The sequence below is a fragment of the Chloroflexota bacterium genome (assembly GCA_020850535.1).
In the GTDB taxonomy this organism is placed as follows: domain Bacteria; phylum Chloroflexota; class UBA6077; order UBA6077; family JACCZL01; genus JADZEM01.
In genome coordinates, this window is sequence record JADZEM010000089.1 from 13530 (window position 1) to 35547 (window position 22018).

The 22018-nt window shown below is 69.7% G+C and carries 17 protein-coding genes; 5 read left to right on the forward strand and 12 right to left on the reverse strand.

From position 1 onward, the window contains the following. Positions 1-8 precede the first annotated feature (8 nt). The 8 genes from IT306_12780 to IT306_12815 form a co-directional block, all read right to left on the reverse strand. Positions 9-1022, reverse strand: coding sequence for a hypothetical protein (locus IT306_12780; GenBank protein MCC7369296.1), 1014 nt, complete (start codon positions 1020-1022; stop codon positions 9-11). Positions 1023-1038: 16 nt separating this feature from the next. Next, the gene (locus IT306_12785) at positions 1039-1905 is read right to left on the reverse strand and encodes an aldo/keto reductase (GenBank protein MCC7369297.1); all 867 of its coding nucleotides are present in this window, start codon (positions 1903-1905) and stop codon (positions 1039-1041) included. 164 nt (positions 1906-2069) lie between these two features. Then, positions 2070-2429 carry a hypothetical protein gene (locus IT306_12790; GenBank protein MCC7369298.1) on the reverse strand — a complete coding sequence of 120 codons (360 nt, stop codon included), beginning with the start codon at positions 2427-2429 and terminating at the stop codon, positions 2070-2072. A 71-nt stretch (positions 2430-2500) separates the two neighbouring features. Further along, positions 2501-2875, reverse strand: coding sequence for a hypothetical protein (locus tag IT306_12795; protein ID MCC7369299.1), 375 nt, complete (start codon positions 2873-2875; stop codon positions 2501-2503). 63 nt (positions 2876-2938) lie between these two features. Further along, complete coding sequence (locus IT306_12800; protein MCC7369300.1) at positions 2939-4114, reverse strand: Fic family protein; 1176 nt, start codon at positions 4112-4114, stop codon at positions 2939-2941. A gap of 393 nt (positions 4115-4507) precedes the next feature. Continuing rightward, on the reverse strand, positions 4508-4906 hold the full coding sequence (locus IT306_12805) for a hypothetical protein (GenBank protein MCC7369301.1): 399 nt from the start codon (positions 4904-4906) through the stop codon (positions 4508-4510). A 567-nt stretch (positions 4907-5473) separates the two neighbouring features. Continuing rightward, the gene (gene dnaN / locus IT306_12810; protein ID MCC7369302.1) at positions 5474-6616 is read right to left on the reverse strand and encodes a DNA polymerase III subunit beta; all 1143 of its coding nucleotides are present in this window, start codon (positions 6614-6616) and stop codon (positions 5474-5476) included. A gap of 306 nt (positions 6617-6922) precedes the next feature. Further along, positions 6923-8440, reverse strand: coding sequence for an amidase (locus tag IT306_12815; GenBank protein MCC7369303.1), 1518 nt, complete (start codon positions 8438-8440; stop codon positions 6923-6925). A gap of 235 nt (positions 8441-8675) precedes the next feature. Here IT306_12815 and IT306_12820 point away from each other — a divergent pair, with 235 nt between their 5' ends. Then, positions 8676-9131 carry a GIY-YIG nuclease family protein gene (locus IT306_12820; GenBank protein ID MCC7369304.1) on the forward strand — a complete coding sequence of 152 codons (456 nt, stop codon included), beginning with the start codon at positions 8676-8678 and terminating at the stop codon, positions 9129-9131. A gap of 27 nt (positions 9132-9158) precedes the next feature. Here IT306_12820 and IT306_12825 read toward each other — a convergent pair whose 3' ends face one another. Continuing rightward, positions 9159-10766 (reverse strand): hypothetical protein, encoded by a 1608-nt coding sequence (locus IT306_12825; protein ID MCC7369305.1) that lies wholly within the window; start codon positions 10764-10766, stop codon positions 9159-9161. Between the two features lie 291 nt (positions 10767-11057). On the opposite strand from IT306_12825, the gene IT306_12830 reads away from it, so the two are divergent. Both IT306_12830 and IT306_12835 read left to right on the forward strand, forming a co-directional pair. Further along, positions 11058-12776 (forward strand): PAS domain-containing protein, encoded by a 1719-nt coding sequence (locus IT306_12830; GenBank protein ID MCC7369306.1) that lies wholly within the window; start codon positions 11058-11060, stop codon positions 12774-12776. A 60-nt stretch (positions 12777-12836) separates the two neighbouring features. Continuing rightward, entirely contained in the window at positions 12837-13877 is a 1041-nt protein-coding gene (locus IT306_12835; GenBank protein MCC7369307.1) for a glycosyltransferase family 2 protein, read from the forward strand. 213 nt (positions 13878-14090) lie between these two features. Here the strand turns inward: IT306_12835 and IT306_12840 are convergent, their stop codons facing one another. Then, positions 14091-14906, reverse strand: coding sequence for an MGMT family protein (locus IT306_12840; protein MCC7369308.1), 816 nt, complete (start codon positions 14904-14906; stop codon positions 14091-14093). Further along, positions 14903-15496, reverse strand: coding sequence for a sigma-70 family RNA polymerase sigma factor (locus IT306_12845; protein MCC7369309.1), 594 nt, complete (start codon positions 15494-15496; stop codon positions 14903-14905). The genes IT306_12840 and IT306_12845 overlap by 4 nt, the downstream gene beginning before the upstream one ends. Positions 15497-15866: 370 nt before the next feature. Between IT306_12845 and IT306_12850 the strand changes: the two genes are divergently transcribed. Both IT306_12850 and IT306_12855 read left to right on the forward strand, forming a co-directional pair. Then, a complete protein-coding gene (locus tag IT306_12850; protein ID MCC7369310.1) occupies positions 15867-18647 on the forward strand; it encodes a response regulator in 2781 nt (926 codons plus the stop codon). Positions 18648-19009: 362 nt separating this feature from the next. Next, positions 19010-19744, forward strand: a complete 735-nt coding sequence (locus IT306_12855; GenBank protein MCC7369311.1) for a response regulator — start codon at positions 19010-19012, stop codon at positions 19742-19744. A 41-nt stretch (positions 19745-19785) separates the two neighbouring features. On the opposite strand, the gene IT306_12860 is transcribed toward IT306_12855, so the two are convergent. Next, on the reverse strand, positions 19786-21777 hold the full coding sequence (locus IT306_12860; protein ID MCC7369312.1) for a hypothetical protein: 1992 nt from the start codon (positions 21775-21777) through the stop codon (positions 19786-19788). Between the last annotated feature and the right edge of the window lie 241 nt (positions 21778-22018).

Here is a 22018-nt window from a genome sequence, read left to right on the forward strand (position 1 = left end):
CGCGCGGGTCAGTTGCGGCGGTCGTCGTCGAGGGGGAAGCCGGGCAGGGGGCCGGGGCCGCCGAACAGGCCGGGGCGTGGGCGCGGGCGCGGGTTTGGGTGCGGCCCCTGGTCCGGAGGCTGGCCCGGTCCGACCGTCGGGCCGGCCTCCTCGCTGGCGGTCGGCTCTGGCGGGGACGCTGGCGGCGTCTGGGCAGATGCCGGCGGCGTCGGGGCAGATGCCGGCGGCGTTGAGACCGACGCGACGACCGCCTGGTTGTGCGCCTCGGACCATGTCCGCAATTCGCGGAGGGTCTTCAGCTCCTCCCGCTCCTCGGGGAGGAGGTGCCGGGCGCGCTCGGCGGTCTCCAGCAGGGTCAGCCGTTCGAGGATCTCCTCCCGCAAGGTGACCTGCTGCCCGGCGAAGCGCTCGGTCAGGGCGTCGTGAACCTCGCGCCGCTGCAGCCGCGAGTGGAGCCGCGCCAGCAGCAGGTACGCGCCGAGTCCGGCCGCGTGGGCTACCCCGGCGACGGTTGACAGGACCGGCGTCTGCGCGCTGTAGATCCAGCGGAAGTCGCCGACGCCGTCCAACAGGCTCATGCCGGGGTAGAGGATCAGGTCGAGCAGCAGCGTCGCGTGCGCGAACGACATCCCGATGTCGCGCCAGGGCTGCCGAAGCCGCAGGACGCCGTAGCCGACGGCCAGTCCCAGCGCGAGGCTGGCGGCCGGCCCGGCCACGGCGACGATCCATTCGGCGGTGGCCCCGAGGTTGCCGCTGTACTGGACATATCCCCAGTACACCCGATAACTGAGGGAGATGTTTCGCCCGCCGAGGAGGACCGCCGCCGCCATGTGGGCCAGCTCATGCACCAGCACGCCGAGCGGCGTCAGGAGCAGGAAGCCGACCCGCCCTGCAAGGTTGCGGTCATCCTCGGTGTAGGTGGCGTCGGTCAGGGAGCGCCAGCGACTCGGCAGCTGCCAGAGGGTGTAGAGCGCAACGGCAACGTAGAGCAGGCTGAGGAGATCGGCGGGCGCGCCAATCATCTGACGCGTCTCCTGCTCAGGCCCAGCGGCCCACGAACGGCGACTCGTACCGATCTGCCGTGGCGACCAGGGCCTCGCGCGCGGACGCCTGCAGCGGCTGCACCCGCTCGGCGGCGGCCAGCATGCGCGGCAGGATGTTCACGTCGCCGGTGCTGCACATGGTGTGGATCGGCTGGGCCAGGTTGAAGGCGACGGCCTGGTCGATCTCGGCCTGCTGATCGAACGGCTCGTACCAGCAGGCGTAGGTCTTCTCGCGCTCGCCCCAGGGCGCTTTCGCCAGCGTCTTGATGACGTGGACGCCGACATCGCGGCGGGCGCACTCTTCCATGAGCGCCTCGAAGTCGCGGCGGTACCGCGGGATCGACCACAGCACGAAGTTCAACGGCAGCATCACGGTGTCGAAATCGAATCGGCGCAGCGCTTCGAGGTGCGTGGACGGCGCATCGTGGGTGTGCCCGGTGATGCCCAGCCAGGTTGTCAATCCCTGCTCGCGAGCCTTGACGAGCGTCTCGAGCGCGCCGCCCTTCTTCGTGACCTCGTCCAGGATGTCCTTCTTGCCGACCGAGTGCAACTGGTACAGGTCGAAGCGGTCGGTATTGAGCCGCTCCAGCGAGCGCTGGCACTCGTCCCAGGAGGCGGCAGCATCGCGGATGTTGGTCTTGCAGCCCAGGAAGACCCGATCCCGGATCTTTGGCATCCAGTCGTGGAAGCGCAGCTCAGCCTCACCGTAGCTGGGCGCCACGTCGATGTGGTTCACGCCGTAGTCGAGCGCGGTCTGGATCGCCTTGTCCGCCGTCGGCTGGTCTACGCGCCCGATGCCGGCCGCGCCAAACGCCACGACGCTGCTCATGTGGCCGGTCCGGCCGAGTCGTCGCTTCTCCACGGTGATTCCTCCCGGGTTCATCGCCCGCGTGCATGGTTGCACTGTGACCAGGGTGAACGCCCTGGCGCGCTCGCACCGTTCTCGTCGCTCTCAACCGTAGCGTGGGGAGATGCGGCGCGCAAGCGAACTCGCGGTCAGGACGGGGGATCGGGAGCCGCGCGAGATTACCGGATCACGCTCAGGACGACGCGGTCGGCGTCCGCCGCCCGGCTGACGCGATGATGGCCTCGGCGCAGCGCGCCGGTCGCCACCAGCCCGGGGATCTCGATCTCGTGCTCGATGCGCCAGCCCTGGGCTTCGAGCCGGCGGACCGCCTGGCGGATCAGCGGCAGCCAGACGGCAGGAGACTGGAACCAGCGCAGGCGCGGCAGGCGGAGTTCGGTCTCGGAGCGCTCGATCTCGGAGCGCTCGGCGTGGTGGGCGTGCATGGACCGGCCGGCAGGGGACTCGTCGAAGGCGACGCTGCAGCGCCAGCAGCGCTGGGCCTCATCGTGATTTCGACCGCCACATGCCAGACAGACCATCGCGCCCTCCCCGTGGCTTCTGTTGAGTAGGGCCGACATGGTAACAGCGTGTCCTGTCGCGTGCTAGTGGGTCACGCCGCATTCGATTCAACCTGGATCGGGTCGAGCACGGAGGTAAGGCGGCGCCGTTGGCGTGCGCGTTGTCGACGCTCATACCGTTTGCCGTGCCAGACGAACGGCGTCGGGTGGGCATTCCAGCCGGTGATCGTATCGTTGAGCCACGAGAGCAGTTCCCCCTGGGACTGAGGATGCTGGCCCTCAAGGGCGCGACGGACGATGATGCGCTGGACCGACTCGGCGAGGTTCAGCCAGGAGCCGCTGATCGGGGTAGAGAGCGGCACGCGGATGACGTGCGGGACGCCAGACGCCATCCGGCTATTTACCGGGCGACGTGCATCGGCATAATCACCTGGATGTAGCCCTGCCCCAGCGCTGTGCTGGTTCACTGGCCACTCAAGGAGAGCCGCGAGCGGAAGGGGCACAGTTACCATGCCGATCCACGTCCACCTTCAGGCACTGGACAGCCCCTCCGTTTCAGTGGTCTGGAGGGTTGATGAATCAGGGCGGGCGTAGCCACGCTCATCAAAGAGCGAGAGATACGGCGTGTAGCGAAACCGTCGGTTGCGCCGTTGGCCAGTCGTTTCCTCGAGGATTCCAAGACGCTGAAACTGCTCTACGAGTTTGTTCGCCGTCACGTAGGCGACTGCGAGGGTTTGCTCAATGAACCCGACGTTGAGGAGGGGACGCTCGAAGAGCAGATCGAGGAGTCGATGAGCATGTGGGCTGGTGCCCCTTTCCTGTAGCATGCCGCGATGACTCTCTCGTAGCTCCAGGATGCGTTGGGCGGTCCAGGCAGCTTCATCGGCCGTCTCGCCGACGCCGCGCAGGAAGAATCGGAGCCAGCCTTCCCAATCCCCACGCTCACGGATCGCCGTGAGCCGGTCGTAGTATTCGACCCTGTTGTTTGCCAGGAACGCACTCAGGTAGAGCAGCGGGCGATGGAGCACACCGCGAAAGCACAGGAGGAACGTGATCAGGAGGCGCCCGACTCTGCCGTTCCCATCCATGAATGGGTGAATCGTCTCGAATTGTGCGTGCGCCAGTCCGCAGTGAATCAGCGGCGGCAGATCCGCATCTGCGTTGAGAAAGCGCTCGAAATCGTCCAGCGCTGCCTCCATATCTTCCGGACAGGGCGGAACGAACGTCGCCCGCTCGATGGGAGCGCCACCGACCCCGATGTAGTTCTGCTGATTCCTGAATTCCCCTGGTCGCTTGTCAGCACCGCGCACGCCCTGAAGCAATTCGGCGTGAATCTCGCGGAGCAGCCGTCGAGATGGAGGAAGCGAGGCGACCCGCGCAAGGCCGTAGTTCATGGCGCGAACGTAGTTCACGACTTCCTCGACATCGCGAGGAACTTCCCGGCTCTGCGCATCAAGCTCGAAGGCGAGGACATCGTCGAGCGTGCTCTGCGTCCCTTCGATACGGGAGCTGAGAACGGCCTCTTGCCGGACGTACATCGCGACAAACAGGTCAGGATTGGGCATCGTCCGAGCGACGCCATCCAGCCGGCCGAGGGCTTGGTCCGCCGAGGAGAGCAACCGAATCATCGTTGAGTCGAAGATCAGGGGCGGGTCCGGTGGCAACGGAGCGGGCCTGAATGCCCGGTGCCCCTGTGGTTGTTTCATGAACTGGCCTGCTCGCGTACTAACGTCGGCCACGCCCTCACCTCATTTAGCTTGGCTGTAACAACGACCGTATTGAGGCCACCTTATTACACGAACTGGCTCCATCGCAAAATAAGACCTCTCGACAGCCTTTGCCCACGCGCGTACAGGATCTGAGGCTCAAGGCAGCCCGCGCTGCCAGAGCCGCGTCAATGCCCGCTCAGCCGCTTCCCGCGCGGCCCGTTCGAGACTCATGCGCCGTGGGACTTCGGGGTTCCATCGCCGGCACTCCAGCACGTCTGCGGTGCACGACTTCTTGATCTCAGCCGCGACCATGGAGCAGCAGGCCCGCTGGTCGTGCTGCAACCTACTCACGTCGCCGAGTACGACGAACTGACCATCCCGAGACGGCTCCTATGGATCAGCCATTGCCTCGACCCATAGCCGAGGCACGATGGCGACCCGCGCGGCGACACTTTGTCCACGACGTTCGGCCGACCTGAGGGGACAGTCGGCTGGCGGGAAGATATCCCACTGCACGTCAGCCAGGCCGGTGAAGGAACTCAGCGGCGAAGGATAGCTCTCAGCCAAAATCAGGACCGGCTCGTCACCGCGCCCTCGCATGCCAGCAAGAAAACCGGTCATGACATGTCCGGCGACTCCGATGGCGCGCTCCGCGAACTGGCGGTCGGACGGATCTTCGAACGCTCGCCAACCATCGATCGCAGCGCACAGCTCAGCCTCAATTTGCTCGGGAACACCTCGTTCACTCATCGCTTCGAGCCACCGCCAGGGCAGGTCAAAGTTGTCCATCAGCCATCCAGTTGGCCCCCGAGCGTGCCGCATCAGGCGACCCTCCAGTTGGCGAAGGGTTTCTCTAACAGCGTCGCGGAAATCCTGATACGGTCGGGCGTACTGACGTGGCAGCCTCCCACCCATGACAAGCGTGGCTGCGACCATTCGAGATAGGGAGAGTCGGCCTCGATCAGACCTCGCCATCTTCAACGCGTGCTGATAAACGACATCTGCGACCGCAGCCGGGCGCCTTGCCGCGCGCCGGGCCAACGCGAGATGCTCATCGCTCGGACGATGGTCTGGGGAATCCCAGAGCGGCTTCAGTACATGTAGCTCATCGCGAAGCTGACGAGCGCGCCCGATGGTCGGCCAGTCGGGTTCGTGACCGACATCAGAATACTCCGAGCCTGGAGCAAGCTGGCCATCGTCAGTTACACGCACTCGAAGCGCCGCTGCCACGTCATAGACTTCGATGGCACCCCAAGTGCCCCCGGTTATCTGTTCGATAGCGCTGTGGCACCGACGCTGACAGTGACTACACCATACTGTCAACTGTCACTATGAGACCAGTTCCTTCAACTCAATTCACCTTGCGACGTGCATCGGCATGATCACCTGGATGTAGCCATTCGGGCCGCTGGCCGGGCGGATCAGGCCAGGGCTGGCCGGGCCGGTCACCTCCAGGAACGCCTGCTGGGCGTCGAGCGCTTCGAGCGCGTCACGCAGGTACTTGCCGTTGAAGGCCACCTGCATCGCGTCGCCCTCCACGCTCGCATCGACGTCGCCCGTGTTGTCGCCGATCTCCGTCGAGGTCGCCGCCACCGTCACCTTTCCGAGGGCCTCGTCGCCGCCCTCGGCAGGCACAAGGTTGAGCCGCACAATCATCGAGTTGTCCCGAGCAAACACCTGCGCCGCCTTCGTCGCCCGGAGAAAATCTGCCGTCTGAAGCGTCACCCGCGTCTTCGTATCGCGCGGGATGATCCGGTTGAAGTCCGGGAACTGCCCCTCGATGATCCGCGAGACAATCTCCGCCTGCCGGTGCCTGAAGAGCACCTGGCTCTGGTCCGGCGTCAGCGCGATCTCGACCAGGACCTCTTCGTCGGCCGGGAGGCCGCGCGCCACCTCAGTCAACGCCTTCGACGGCACGATCATCGAGATGTCCGGCGCGTCCGTCTCCCCCAGGTCCACCTTGCGGACCGCCAGCCGGAAGCCGTCCGCCGCCGCCATCGTCAACTTGCCGTCAGCCACCTGCATCAGCACACCGGCCAGCACCGGGCGGCTGTCGTCCGGCGCCGCCGCGAAGACCACCTGTCCGATGGCCTCCTTCAAACGCGGAGCCGGCAGCTGCAGCGAGGCGCCGCCCGCTACCGACGGAATAGCCGGGAACTCTTCAGCATCGATCCCGCTGATGTTCGCCTCGAACCGGCCACAGGTCAGGTGCGCCTTCGTGCCGTGCAGCTCCAGGTGGAGCGGCTCGCCAGCCGACAACAGCCCCACATAGTCCTGGAGCAGGCGCGCTGGGAGGGTGATGGCCCCCTCCTCTTCGATCTTCGCGCCGACCCAACTGACGACCGTCAGTTCAAGATTCGTCGCCGCCAGCTTCAACTGGCCACCGTCGGTCGCCAGCAGCACATTCCCCAGCACCGGCAAGGTGCTCCGCGCGGCCACGACCCGCCCGACAGCGGCGAGCCCCTCGTTCAGCTTCTCGGGCAGGCAGGTCAGTCTCATGGTGGTATGTCTCCAGAGCCGTCGAGCAGTTCGTCAGAATCCAGGAAACGGCAGAACCAGGCCGGAGCGACGGCCACCAGCGACCGCTCGCAACAGGTGTCGAGCCGCCCAGGCCGCCGCCGCATGACCTCTGCATTACAAACGCATCAGACTTCGCCCGATTCTGCGCGTCTTCCGCACGTCTTCGTAGGTTTGGACGCACCTGGGGGCCGAGCGCGCCCGAACTTGACAGAGCCGCACCAGACATCATCCGACAGCACGGCCGTTCGAGTCCAATCCCACGCCCCACGCCCCACGCCCCACGCTCTACGACCCGGCGCCCATCGTCGGCGGCGCGGTCACGGTCGCCCGCAACGCCGGCGTCTCCACCTGCAGCCTGTCCAGGTCCGGCGATGGCCGCCCCAGTCCAGGCCGGCTTGCCAGCGCCGCCTCCAGCGCTGCCGCGACCGCCAGCACGAAGCGGTCGCCCTTGTGCGGCCCCACCACCTGCAGCCCGAACGGTATGCCCCGCTCGTCCACCCCGCACGGGATCGAGATCGCCGGGTGCCCCGTCAGCGTGATCCCGTACGTCAGCGCCAGCCAGTGGAAGTAGGTCCGCACCGGCTCGCCGTTCACCTCCGCCAGGTAGAGCTGCTCCCAGGGGAACGGCGAGATCGGCACCGTTGGCGAGATCAGCACGTCGAACTCCTCGAAGAAGCGCTGCACCCGCCGGTAGATTCGCGTCTCCTCCATGTGTGCCCAGGCAAAATCCGCCAGCGACATCGCCGCGCCCTGCTCGTAGTTTGCCCGCACGTTCGGCCCGAGCAGGCTCGGATCACGCTGGTACGCCTCCTGATGCTGCCCCAGGAATTGGACCGCCCGGATCACCTCAAAGCAACGGTCCGCCTCCCCAAAGTCCGGCGTCGCCCAGTCGCACGCGCGGAACAGCCCGCCAAAGCCAGCCACCTTCCCCGCAAACGTCGCACGGTAGGCGGCGTCCACCGGCGCGAACCCCAGGTCCGCCGTCACCGCGCAGCGCAACGATCCCAGGTCGACCGTCTCCAGCCGCGCATACGACGGCCCATCCACCGGCCCCGAGAACGGGTCGTCGCTGTCAAAGGCGGCCTGCGCCCCCAGCAACAACGCCACGTCTGCCACCGACCGCCCCATCGGCCCCTGGATCGAGAGCGGCGACCAGCCGAACGCCCGCCTATCCGTCGGGACCAGCCCCGGCGACGGCCGGAACCCGACCACCCCCGAGTACGCCGCTGGGATCCGCAGCGAGCCGCCCGTGTCCGAGCCGGTCGCCAGCGGCATCATGCCCGTCGCCAGCGCCACCGCCGAGCCGCCAGACGATCCACCAGCGTTCCGCATCGGGTCGAACGGGTTGCCCGTCGCGCCCCAGACCGGGTTGCGCGTGTTCGCGCCGGCCCCGAACTCCGGCGTGTTCGTCTTGCAGAAGATCAGCGCGCCTGCCGCCCGGACCCGGCCCACCATCGCCTCGTCCTGGGCCGGCACGTAGTCCCGATACTGCGGCGAGCCGTACGTCGTCAGCAGGCCGGCTGTGTCGTTCAGGTCTTTGACCCCAACCGGCAGCCCGTGCAACAGCGGCAACGACTCGCCCGCCAGCACGGCGGCCTCGGCGGCCTTCGCCTGCACCCGGGCCGCCGCGAACGCCGTCGCCGTCACCGCGTTCACGGCCGGATTGACCGCCTCGATCCTGGCGATGCACGCCTCCAACAGTTCGACCGGTGAAAGCTCCTTCGTGCCGATGCGCCGGCGCGCCTCGACCGCTGACAGATCACACAGCGCGTCCACCGCCGGCCGGTCCAGCCCGCCCGCCATGCCGCCCGCCTCGCCATCAGCCATACCGCCCGCCTCGCCATCAGCCATACCGTCCGCCGTGCCGCCAGCCATCCGCGCCACCTCCAGCCGCCATCCCCGGCTGCCGAGACGGCACAACGCCACCCCCGGCCGCCAGCATCTGCCAGAACCCAGAACCCAGAACCCAGAACCCAGAACCCAGAACCCAGAACCCAGAACCCAGCCCGCATGGTACCGCCACACGCTATCCTCTCGCGTGGCCGCAGACCGTTCAGCCTCGCCCGCCGATCTCTGGCGCACCCCCCTGCCGGGCACCTACGCCTTGCTGATCCAGCTCGACGCGCCAGCCCTGCTCATGGTGGGCCGGCTCGGCGCGCACACGCTGGCGGCCGGCTGGTACGTCTATACGGGCAGTGCGCTCGGGGGACTGGGGGGGCGCATCAGCCGACACGCCCGCCAGACGAAGCGGCTGCACTGGCACGTCGATCACCTCCTCGCGGCCGGGCGGCTCATCGCAGTGGCCGCGCGCCTCGGCCCCGAGCGTGTCGAGTGCCAGGTGGCCGCGCTGGTGGCCTCCTGGCCCGGGGCCAGGAGGCCCATCGCGCGCTTCGGCGCGTCCGACTGCCGCTGCCCCGCCCATCTCGCACACTTCACCCAACGGCCGTCACTCGAACTTGGGCCAGGCTGGCAGCTCCTCGTGCCGCCAGTTTGAGTGCGCTACGACAACGGCTGTGAGGCGCTACCGCCGGGTTGCTGGCGTCGCCGTGGCGGCCGGGCGCGGGGTCGAGGTCGGCGCCGACCGGACAGTCTGCCCCTGCACCGAGGCTGGCTTCGGGACCGCCGTCGAGGTCGGACGCGGGGTTGGTGTCGAGGTGGGACGGGGTGTCGAGGTGGGACGGGGTGTCGAGGTTGCCGCCGGCTTCACCGTCGAGGTCGGTTGTGGGCGTGGCGTCGGGGTGGATGTGGGGCGTGGCGCGGACGTTGGCCGCGGCGTCGCCGTCGCCTGCGCCGTCGAGGTCGGCAGTGGCTTCGCCGTGGAGGTGGGGGACGGCCGGGCGGTCGGCGTGGACGACGGCCGGGCGGTCGGCGTCGCTGACGGCTGCCGTGTCGGGGTCGACGAGGGCCGAGCCGTTGGTGTGGCCGAGGGCCGAGCCGTTGGTGTGGCAGCAACGGCCGTCGGCGTGCGCGTGGCCGCCAGGGCCGTCGGCGTGCGTGTCGCCGCCAGGGCCGTCGGCGTGCGTGTCGCCGCAACAGCCGTTGCGGTCGCCGACGCCTGTGCAGGGGCCGGGGTTGGCTGTGATGGCGTGCTGGTTGGCGTGGCGGCGGCCACCTTGGCCGGGGTGGGCGTGGCGGTCGGCGCGCTGTTCGCGCGTCCCTGGCCGGCCGTCTGGGCAGTTTGCACGCCGGCGGCCGCTGCGACAGCCGCTCTGGTGGCTGTCGCGACAGCCGTGGCTCGCGGTGTCGCCGTGGGGTTGGCAGCCGAGCTGGCGACCGTTACGCCGCCGCTCGCGCTCGACGCCGTCGCCGTCGACCTGCTGCTATTGCTGCTGCTGTTGTCGTTGCTGTTGCCGTTCCCGTTGCTGTTCCGTCGCCGTGTCGTGACCGATGTCGTGATGACCTGTCGCGTCGTGATCTCGACGCCGCGGCCCGGCTGGGCGGCGGCGACTCGCTCACTGGCCGGCGCGCCGATGCGGTCCTCGGTGGCGATGATCAGCGGGAGCCGCGTTGCCGCCCTGACCGGGGCCGGCTGGATGCCCGCACGCGCCGTCGCAAGCTGCCCGAGCGTTGAGCCGGCCTCGTCACCTGGGCGGCCCGCCGGTGCAGAGCGTGCCGGTGGGGCCAGCGCCGGCGCACTCGCCAACGACGCACCCGCTGCCGATGCACTGACCCCTGTCGATGCGCCGACGGCGGAGGACGAGCCGCCACCTGGACTGCTCGGCCCGGCAGCCTCCCCGACAATCGTGCCCGTCGCGGCGCCGGGAGCTGGGCCGCCGGCCACGCTGGCGGCTGGTCCGGCGCTCGCATCGCCGCCCTGCGCCGGCGTTGGGGCGAGCATCGGCGTCGGCGTGGAGCGCGCCGGGGTTGCAGTGGGCGTCACCGAGACGTACACGATGCGCTCGACGACCCGCTCGACGATGCGCTCGACCGGCACGAAGACCGGCACATCCTGGGAGATGAAACGGATCTCGACGCGCGGCACGCCCTCGCGGATCACGTGCTGGAGGCCGGCGAACAGCGGCATCAAGAGGAGCAGCAACAGAAAGAGCTGCGCCCGAGCGATCAGCCCCGGCCGCGCCATCGCTGCCTGCCCGAGACGTACCCGGACCGCTCGCGTTGCATCCTGCATCGAGGCGGCCCTCCTCAAACACGCGCGCCGTTAAGGATACTACATCGTCTCGGGTGCGCAGGGCGGGCTGAACGGGTTGTGTCTACCTTCAGATGCACATACCTCCCCCTTTTGTACCTCTCATTTCGGCTGCGCATGGGCAGTTGCTGACTGTCGTCACGAGAACGTGACGCCTGACGCTCTTGGAATCGATGCGGGCTGGTATCCTGCTGTGGGATAGCGCCTGACCGGTTGAGGATGCTGAACATTCGCCGCGCGCGTCACTTTTCCGCCCGGCCGCTCGGGATGACCGTGCTAGGTGTCGTCGTCGCTGTGGCCGCCATGGTCGTCGGCGAGCACGGCGTCGTCGGCTGGCTGCCGGTCCTGCTCTACGTCATCGCAGCGGCCATGCTGGCGAGCCTCCCGGTGCGCCTGCCCGGCGGCGGCGTCTCGCTGCTCCCGGCCATCCTGCTGCCCGTCTGGCTGAGCTGCGGGCTGCTCGTGGCCACGCTCGTCGCCGTCGCGGCGCTCAGCGTCGCGACCGTCGTGCTTCGCCCGCCGCTGCTGGCCGGCGCCCTCAGCATGGCCGCTGCCGTGGCCGGGGTGATCGTCGGAGACCTGGCAGCGTGGGGAGTCGCCAGCGTGGGCATGCGCCCCGAAATCATCCCTGAGACGTTCCTGCTGGGCGCCGTCTTCGCCCTGGCGTCGTGGATCGGCGAGCAGGCGATCATCCGCGCGGCCAGCCGTGGCGGGCTGGCCGACGAAGTGCGGACGCTCGCCGGCGCCAGCATGATCGCCAATCTGCTGCTGGTCTTCCCCGGCACGATCCTGTCGGATGTCCTCGCGGCGCGGGGTGTCGGCCTCTTCATCGTGCTGCTGGTGGTGCTCGTCGTCGCGCTCAGCCTGATCGCCCTCTACCTGACCGCTGAGACCGAGCGGCGCGGCGCGGCCGGGGAGCGCGAGCGGCTGGAGTCGATCGTGTCGCAGGTGCCGGACGGCATCTTCGCCGTGCGTCCCGACCTGACCCTGGACTGGGTCAACGAGACGGCCGCCCGCCTGACCGGCTGGGACGCCGAGGCCGCGTCCGGGCAGCCCGCCGCCGAGGTGGTCCAGGTGCGTGGGGCTGATGACCGACCGGTCGATCATCGGACGGCGTTCCAGGAGGCCGCGTCATCCGGGAAGGCGGTCCACCGCGCCGGCAAGCTCCAGGCGCGTGATGGCGAGACACGGTCTGTCGTCATCAGCTACACCACACTGGGCGAGACGCTCGACGGCTTCGAGGTCGGCGTGGCCGCCGTCCGCGAGATCGCCGACGACGACTCGCGCGACGCCCAGATCGCCGATCTCGGCCACGAGCTGCGCTCCCCGCTCACGGCGATCCTCGGCTACACCGGGCTGATGCTCGGCGCCGCGCCCGGCTCGCTGGACGCCGAGCGGCAGGCCGAGTTCCTGGCGCGCATCGCCGCCTCCGGCGACTATATGCTGCGCCTCGTCAACAACCTGCTCGATCTGCGCCGGATGGAGTCTGGCGCGGAGCAGCTCCAGCCGACGCCCCTGCCCATCGACCGCATCCTACAGCTGGTGGTGGCGATGGGCCGTCCCCGTGCGACGGAGAAGGGGATCGACGTCGCGCTGGACGCCCCCGAGAGCCTGCCGTCGATCCTCTCCGACGAGCTGCTGGTGCGGCGCATCGTGGACAACCTGCTCTCGAACGCCGTCAAGTACACGCCGTCTGGCGGCTCCGTGCGGGTGACGGCGCGGGCCGTCGGCGACGCTGTCGAGATCGCGGTGGCGGATACCGGCATCGGGCTGACCGAGGATGAGCAGCAGCGGTTGTTCCAGCGGTTCTTCCGCTCGTCGCGTCCGGAAGCCCGCCAGGAGCGTGGCACCGGCCTGGGCCTGGCGCTGGTCCGCGAGTCGCTGAGGCGGCTCGGCGGCGAGATCCGGGTGAGCAGCACCGTCGGCGTCGGGACGACGTTCACCGTGACGATCCCGCCGCTGGCCCGGACGGCGAGCCGCGCGACATCCTGACGACCGCCGAGCGCCCGCCGTGTCGCCGGGATGGCGGCCACGCGGCGGTACAATCCGCCCATGAACGACCTCAGGCCGCCCCTCTCCGTCGTCATCGTCACGTTCAGGAGCCGGGCTACCCTCGGCGCTGCCCTCGATGCGCTGATCCGCGCCGCGCCGCTCGGCGCCGAGCTGGTGGTGGTCGAGAACGGCGGCGACGACGACGTTGACGAGGTGGTGCGGGCGGTCTGGCCGACGGCCACCGTCATCAGCAGCCAGGACAACGTCGGTTTTGCCGTCGGGGTCAACGCCGGGCTGGGGCTGGTCACGGGTGACGCCGTGCTGCTGCTCAACCCGGATGCCATCGTCGAGCCGGGCGCTATCAAGACGCTCCTCGCGGCGTTGGACGCGCTCCCGGATGCCGGGATCGTCGCGCCGCGCCTGCTCGACGCCGAGGGCCAGCCAGTCCTCTCCGCCTACCCGTTCCTCTCGCCGCTGACCGTGGCGTGGCGGCACCTACAGTTGATCCGCCTCTTCCCGGACGCCGTCCTCGGTCGGTATCGGCGGGCCACCCTCGATCCCGATGCGCGCTCGCCGGTCAGCGTTGACTGGGCGCAGGGCGCCTGTCTGGTCATCCGCCGCGCGGTGCTGGACGAGGTGGGCCGTCTGGACCCGGACTTCTTCCTCTACGCGGAAGAGGTTGACCTCGCGAAGCGGGCGGCGCGGGCCGGCTGGAAAACGTACCTCGTTCCGACCGCGTGCGTGCGCCACGCCGAAGGCAGCAGCAGCGGTCAGGTGGTGCCGCTCAAACTGGCCTCGCACTACCTGTCAAAAGCCGTCTACTTTCAGAAGCACCATGGCAAGGCCACGCAGGACGCCGTGCGCGCCATCCTGCTGCTCGATCTGGCGCTCCGCGCGCTGTACCGTGCCGTCGGCGTGCTGGCCGGCGCCCCGAAGGACGCCCGGCAGCGGCTGACCGCCTACCTGACCACGGCGCGCCTGCTGCTGGGCACGCCGCCGCGCCACCTGCCGCTGGCCTGGCGACGGCTGGCTGCCCCAGTGGATGGCGGCGCGGCAGCAGAGGCGGTCCGGGCGCAGTTCCCCCACCCGCCGAAGAGGTAGGTCGTGGGTCGTGGGTCGTGGGTCGTGGGTCGTGGGTCGTGGTGAAAACGTGCAAGTTACAATTGTCATCCTGAGCGCAGCGAAGGACCTCACCCGCTGACGCGGTCGTTGACGGTCAGCGGGTGAGGTCCTTCGCTGCGCTCAGGATGACATGGGGAGTTGCGTGTTTGCTATGGGCTGAGGGCGTGTCAGCCGATACGCCCCACGCCCCAGTCAGCCGACGAGCGCCGCCGGCCGGCAGTCCGAGCATGGCGTGTAACCCGCCGCGAGCGCCGCCGCCAGCGTGCGAATCGGGACCAGCGTGTCCAGTGGGCGCTCGCGGACCCAGGAGCAGGTTGGCAGGCAGAATGAGCGGTCCGTCGCGTCCGCGACGTAGCGAACGCCCGCCTCCGCCAGCCGGTCGACGCGCTCGAGATCCAGCCCCTCCGAGGCCAGGATCGCCCGTTTCAGCGCTGCGCCGAACGCATACTCTCCGAGCGCGCCGTCGCTGCGGACCACGCGGTGGCAGGGGATCAGCAACGGGACCGGATTCTTGTTCAGGGCCGAGCCGACCGCCCGCACTGCGCCCGGCCGCCCGATCTCCCGCGCAATCCATCCATACGAGCGGACCTCCCCGCGTGGGATCTCCAACGCCTTCAGCAGCACCGCCCGCTCGAACTCGGAGAGCGCGCGCAGGTCAAGGTCGAGGTCCGCTGGCTCGCCGTTCAACTGCCGGCGGATCGCTGCCAGCAACTCTGCGGGCATCGCCTCCGCGCGCCGCGCCGTGCGCCCCGTCCGCGCGCGGTAGGTCCGCTCGAAGACCTCGCCATCGGCAGCCGGCACGACGCCGCTGATTCGCTGGCCGCTGTAGGCCACGAAGACGCGCCCGATGGGCGTCTCGAGCGACAGGTACCGCTCGTCAAGGCCAACGTCCCCGAGGACGCCGCCCAGCAACGATCCGGGCGCAGTGGTCTGTCCCAGGGCCCGCAGCCGCGCATGAAGCTCCCGCGCTGCCGCCAGATCCCTCGCACGCTCCAGATAGGCGTTCATCGGCGACCCCCAGGTGCCAGGTCGGCAAGATCGGCGGCTGCGCTCGCGTCGAGCGCGGCCCGCAAGTAGGCCACCCCACGATGGACGTTTGACTTGACCGTGCCGGACGGCTGGCCCAGCGCCGCCGCGATCTCGCCGTAGCTGAGGCCCTGAACGTGGCGCAGCACCACGGCTGCCCGGTACCGCTCGGGGAGCGAGGCCACGATCTCTGCCAACTGATCCTCTGCCGCTCGACGCTCGGCCTGCTGCTCCGGTTGGTCAGCCTCGTCCGCTGCGTGATCTGCCAACACGTCCATCGTTCCATCCTCTGTGACCAGCGGCACCTCGGCCGGGCGGCGTGTCCGTGCGCGGTTGCGGGCCACGTTGACCGTGACCTGAAAGAGCCACGCTCGCAGCCGGAGCGCTGCGATACGCTCCGCCGGGTAGCGTCGAAGGGCGCGATACGCTCGCACCAGGGCGTCCTGCGCGATCTCTTCCGCGTCGCGCGTGCTGCCGGTCAGCCGCAGCCCGAAGGCGTACAGCCGGTCCTGGTATGCGCACACGAGTGTCTCGAAGCTGCTGTCGAGGTCTGCCGCAAGCGCCGCTGTCAAGGTCTCGTCGTTCACCAGCCTCACTCACGCGGGCCGCCTGGAGGAGCGTCCGGCGCTCTCCGCTCGCCCGTCTCATCGAGTGAAACAGCAAGGGCCGAGAAACCGTTGCAACGGGATGATCGCATGGGAGCCTCGTCGTGCAACTCCCGACCGCTCGCGCTCGGCCAGCATGCCCCACACGCCTCCACGTGGAGAAAGCCGGCAGCCAGATGTTGAGCTGTTCATGCAGTCCCTCGCCCCGCCACTCGCTCGTTAGATGGCGTGGGGAGAGGAAACAGCACCCGAGGCGATCTCCGGAGGGCGGTATGTCAAGGCTGCCGCGTGCTCGACAGCGCCCATACCCCGCGCGAGGACAGGCGAGGAGTCGTCGGTGAGTCTCTGGCCGATGCCGCAACGACGACGGCACGATCCCGCGCCGGTCGGTGCGCCAGAGCAGCATCAGCAGGCCCCGTCACGCATGCCCCCGCAGGCCAACGAGGGGTTTCTGCAGGCTGTCGAATCGATCCTCGTCCAGACGCTCGACGTCATGTCGGCCGGCAGCGCCGCCATCTTCCGCCGCGTGCCGGGGGGCGACCAGCTTGTCGCACTCGGCATCGCCACCGGCGACCACATCGACACCGATCCCCAGGTTGCCTGCCGGCTTGGCGACGGGCTGGCCGGCCGGGCAGCGGCTGAGCGGCGCGTGGTCTGGACGGGTAACGCGCTGGACGACCGTCTCGCGGGCGACTACTGGGCCGAGCATGACGAGGCGTTCGGGGATGGGCGGCGCGCCGCGATGGCTGCGCCGCTGATCGTGCGGGGCGAGCTGTTCGGTGCGTTGCAGGTTGGCTACGGCGTCATGAAGACGTTCCGCGCCAACGAGCTGTCGGAGATCGGCAAGCTGGCGAGCTTCGTGGCGACCTCTCTGGAGAACGCGCGCCTCCACGAGATCGCGGCGCGTGGTGCACGCCAGCTTCGGTTGATGCACGATATCGCCGCCCAGTTGACCGTTTCCGAGCACCCGTCCGAGATCGCCCGGCAGGTGGTCACGGCCGCGCGCGATCTGGTCTCCGCACGGGTCGGCCGGCTCTGGATCCTGGCGCCCGACTCGCGGCAGTTCGTCCTGGGGGCGGGCGTCGGAGCCGATGCGCCCGCGCCCGGCATGCTGCTCGATGGGCATGCGGACCGGACCGTCGTTCTCGACGCCGGCATCGCTCTGGACGCCTCGCCGGTTACGCTCAGCTCGCCCCCGATCGCCGGATGGCGGCCGGGCGCTGTCGGCGGCGCGGCGGCCTGGCTGCGCGGCGCTCGCTGTGTCCCGCTGACGCGCAACGCCCAGATCGACGGCATCCTCGTGCTGGACGGCGTCTCACTGGCCTGGGACGTCGACGATACCGACGTGCTGGGGGCGCTGGCCGCGCAGGCATCGGTCGCGCTGGCCAACGCCCGCCTCTACGCGCAGCAGGCCGCTGTCGCCGCCGAGAACGCGCGCCTGCACGCCGAGGCCCTGGAGCTGGGGCGACTCAAGTCTGAGCTGCTGGCGAACGTCAGCCACGAGATCCGGACGCCGATGAACGGCGTGATCGGCATGGCGAACCTGCTGCTCAACAGCTCGCTCACCGACGAGCAGCGCGACACCGCCGAGACGATCCAGGCCAGTGCTGAAGCGCTGCTCGCCCTGGTCAACGATCTGCTGGACTTCTCGAAGATCGAAGCCGGCCGGATGACGCTGGACATCGCCGAGCTGTGCCCACGGACCGTCATCGAGGAGGCCGCCGCCCTGCTGGCCGAGCCGGCCGCCTCGCGCGATCTCGACCTGACGGTGTACGTCGATCCCGATGTGCCGTGCCTCGCCCGGGCGGACGGCTCGCGGATACGCCAGGTGCTCGTGAACCTGATCGGCAACGCCATCAAGTTCACGGACCGGGGCGAGGTCCGCGTCGTGGCCCAGTGTGCGGACGCCGGCCAGCGCGTCGGGCCGGCCGGGCCGGGCGGGCGCGAGCCCGACGCCGTCGAGACCCGGCCGGCCGACCTGCTGCGAGTCACGGTGTCCGACACCGGCATCGGGATCTCGGAGGAGGGGCAGGCGCGCCTCTTCCAGGCGTTCTCCCAGCTGGATAGCTCGTCGAGCCGCCACCATGGGGGCACTGGCCTCGGGCTGGCGATCAGCCGGCAGCTGGTCGAGCTGATGGGCGGCGGGATCGGCGTGGACAGCGCGCCCGGGCGTGGGAGCACCTTCTGGTTTACCGTGCAACTGGGGTGCGTCGCCGAGGCGCCAGCCCCGCCTGCGCCGCCCAGCTGCCTCCGGGATCGGCGGCTGCTTATGGTGACCGGGCGCCCTGCCAGCCGCGACGTGCTGACGGCCCTGGCGACGGAGGCCGGGGCGCTCCCCGTCGTCGTTGCTGACCTGGATGCCGCCGTCGAGCAGCTGGCCCAGGTGCGCCGACCAGAGCAGCGCATCTCGCTGGTGCTGGCCGAGCATGCGCTGCTGACCGCTGCTGCGCCTGGGGTCGTCAACCTGCTGGCGTCACTGCTTGACTATCACGGTGTGCGGCTGGTCTGGCTGGGGCGGCGGCGCGACGCCGACAGCATCAGCGGCTTCCCCACAACCGCGCTCGCGGGCTGGCTCGGCCGGCCGATCCGCCGCCAGGAGTTCTACGCCGTCTGCGAGGCCGCGCTCGGCAGGCCGGACGGTGAGCGCGTAGGCCGGCCTGCCGCTCCGCCCAGCCCGCGCCGCGACGTCCCCTCCGATGCAAACGGGCGCTCGATCCTGGTGGTCGAGGACAACGTCGTCAACCAGAAGGTGCTCGTGCGGATGTTGCAGCACCGTGGGTACGCGGTGGAGCTCGTCGCGACCGGCCACGCGGCGGTCGAGGCCGTCGCCAGCCAGACCTTCGACGCCGTGCTCATGGACTGCCAGATGCCCGGTATGGACGGCTACGAAGCGACCATGCTGATCCGCGAGGGCGAGCAGCGGCGCGTGCGTGGCGCGCAGCGGCAGGCAGCGCCGCTGCCGATCATCGCCGTGACAGCCGGCGCGACGCCGCGAGACCGCGAGCGCTGTCTGGCGGCCGGCATGGACGACTATCTCTCCAAGCCCATCGACGTGTCTGTGCTGGACGCCATGCTGCAGCGCTGGGTGCGCGCCGCGGACAGCTCCCAGGCCGGGTGAGCGCCGCCCGCCGCTGAGGGCTGAGGGCTGAGGGCTGAGGGCTGAGGGCTGAGAGCTCTCAAATTCCGCTGCCCAGATGGGCCGTTACCCCAGCGTTAGGGAAGTGGGAAAGCCGTCCCCTGGTTTTTGGGGTGAGCGTTCATTTATCGTAGCGAACTCGGCGTAGCGAGCTCGGCGCCAGCCCCGGTCTCGGACTGGCATCCCGATCGCGAGACGTCAGCATGACATCGGCTTCGGGTGAGACGCCCAGGCTGGCAGCGGCGCCCGATATTCCCGTGGCCGACGCGAACCCACATCGGCCATACCTGCTGTGGGTTCACCTGTCTTGCGCCCATCGGGCGGTCTCCGGAGGTAACAGCCGAATGCGAGTGCTGATCGCCGAGGACGATGCAGTCTCGCGTCGCATCCTCCAGCGGACCCTCGAACGGTTCGGCCACGAGTGCGAGGTCACGACGAACGGCGCCGAAGCCTGGCAGGCGTATCAGGATGCGCCGTTCGACGTCGTCATCACCGACTGGGTGATGCCTCAGCTCGACGGCGTCGAGCTGTGCAGCATGATCAGAGCGAACCCTGGCGCCTGCTACACCTACGTCATCCTCCTGTCGGTGCTCAATGACCGGGGCCACTTCCTGAAGGGCATGCAGGCCGGCGCTGACGACTATCTGGCGAAGCCGCTCGATCCGGAGGAGATGCAGGCGCGTCTCGCCGCCGCCGAGCGCGTCACCACGCTCCACCGGCAGCTCGCGAACCAGAATGCGCGCCTGGAAACGCTCCTCCACGAGCAGGAGCAGCTCTCCGCGACCCTCGCCGAGACGGCCGAGGCGCGCGGACGGCTCGAAGGCGTGACCCTGGCCGCCCGCGAGATCGTGCATCTGCTCAGCAATGACCTGGCGCTGGCGGTTGGTGCAATCGAGCTGATGCGGCTCCAGTCCGAGCTGACCCCGAGCGCGCTGGTATTGCTGCGGCAGGTCGAGGCCGGCATGGCCGCCGCCGAGCGGCACCTGCGCTCCTTGCAGAAGGTCGTGCGGGTCCGCACGAAGGAGACGCCGATTGGGCCAGCGCTGGATCTGGCCCGCTCGACGCTCCCCTGCAACTGACAGCGCGCGGGCGACCCGCGGCCCTCCGCGCGACGTTTCGCCTACGGATTCCGCGTGCCGGTCGGCTGTGCTGCGAATGCGTCGTAGCGCGCGGCGGCGGCCGTCACCACGTGCTCGACGTCCTCGGCCAGCACGTAGCGCCGCGCCACCAACGCCTCGGCGGCGGCGCGCACGCGGCTGAGGTAGTCATCGCGACCGCCGTACCGCTCCTCGATGGAGGGGCGCGGGTCGCCCGTCCGCTCGCGGTCGGCGCGGGTGGCCGGGAACGGCAGCGTCGAGCCCTGCATCGAGAGGATCTGGCCCACGCCGCCGGTCGCGGGATCGCGCGGGTTCCAGCCGGTGTAGCTCGCCACCGGCACGGTCAGGTCTGGCAGGCGAATGCCGCCCGTCTCGTTCAGGTCAGCGTCGAGTGCTGAGACGACGTTCGCGTAGCGCTCGCCCATCCGGGCCGGCAGCGTGGCGATGCCCTGCCCCGTCTGCCCGCCGAGATCGGCGCGGTAGACGGCCAGCACCTTGTCGGCCTCGGGGACGGTGGCGCTCGGCACGGCTGCAAACTGGTCGATCACCGTCTGGATCGGGACCGCCGTGCCATCCGCGACGCGCGGCACCAGAGTCAGCGGCGGCTCGACCCCGTCGGACACCCAGCGGTCGAGGTTGAGCAGCGCCGCCCGCGTCAACGGCGTGTAGTCCACCGCGTTGAAGCCGTGTACGCCGGTCGCGCCGTCCGCCGCGTTGACCCGCTGGAGCGGCACCGAGCCGGGGCCGTGTTGAGTGCCCGCGAAGAGGTACTGGCGGACCTCCGGCGGGGCGGTCACGTCGCGTGTCGCCCCGATGTCGGTGTGGATGAACGAGCCGTCGCCGCGCCAGTACTCGGCTGACGTGTTGATGGCAATCACCTTCGGCACGCCCCCGACGGCTCGCTGACGATCCAGCAGGCCGCCAGTCTCGCCGGTGAGCGGGTCGGTCTGCGGGTCGTCGGCGAACGGCATCCGGTGCCCGAAGCTCGGGGTGGACTGGTCGGACGGCTGGGCGAAGCGGTGGTTGAACTGGCCGCGCCGGCCGCCCGCGACCTGCGGCAGCAGGCCGTCGAAGACCTGTCGGCCTTCCTCGTCCAGGTTCAGGCCGAGCGACAAGAAGTGGCGCAGGAAGCGACCGCTCTGCGAGACGCCGTACCCGTAGGTTCGCTGGATGCGTCCGGCGCAGGGGTTGCCGGCCGCTGCCGCGCCGTGGTGCAGGAACGCCGTGAAGTCGCGGACCGCCAGCAGGCCGGTCCCCACGACCGGGCAGATCTTGGTGGTGTACACGATCTCGTACAACCAGCCCGGCTCGAAGCCGCCCTCCAGCCAGATGTAGGCCGGATCGGGCGTCGGAGCGCCGCGATCGTCGCGCCCGAAGCACCACTGCCCGCGCGGGATCTCCGTCCGTGGCGCGCCCTGCGACTCGCGCACGTAGAGGGCGGCATCGGGATCGTTCAGGTCGGCGGCGACGTACGGGTGGTGCACGCGGTTCGCCAGCAGCTTGTCGGCGGCCGGGGCGTTCGGCTGGAACTCGACGCAGACCCGCCCGGTGATTGGCTGGCCGTTCTCCTGGGCCGTCGGCGCTTCCAGCCCCACCAGGCCCGGCCCGCGCACCACGTCCCACTGCCAGCCGCACCACCCGATGGTCCAGCCGTGGCGCATCAGGAAGCCGTCGCCAGCGTCGATCTCGTCGGTGACGGCCTCGCCATTGGGGGCGCGGTTGATGTGCCGGGGGAGGATGCGCCGCCCGCGATTCGCGACCTCGAAGATCAGGCGACCGCTGCCGCGCGCAGCGTCGGCTGGCTGTAGTATGGTGAAATCGGCCAGGAACGTGACGCGGCCATGCTCGTCGCGCGGGGCCTTGTCCAGATCCACGACGATCGTGTTGGCCGCGTGGCCCGGGTCCACCCCGAACCGCACGATGCCGTCAATGCGCTCGTAGGCGCCGCCCTTGCCGAACGCCTGCCCGCCAGCGAACGGCTCCCGCCGCTGGATCTCGATGCCGACCACTGCCACTGTGGCGCCTCCCGCCGCCGGCCTGCCGCCGGCGAGCATCCTCACATCGTTGCTGAGAGGGAGCGTAGCAGGATGGCTGTCGGCCGGCCACGCGGCAGGGGGTCGCAGCAGGGTGATTGCATGTTGATGTCGTCGTGCCGCCGCGTCGGGGCTTGAAAGCCCCGCCTACCATCCTGCAGTCGCTGCGCGACGCGCCAGTCGCACCAGTGCCTGCCGTTCCCCACGGCCGTCGCGCAGCGAC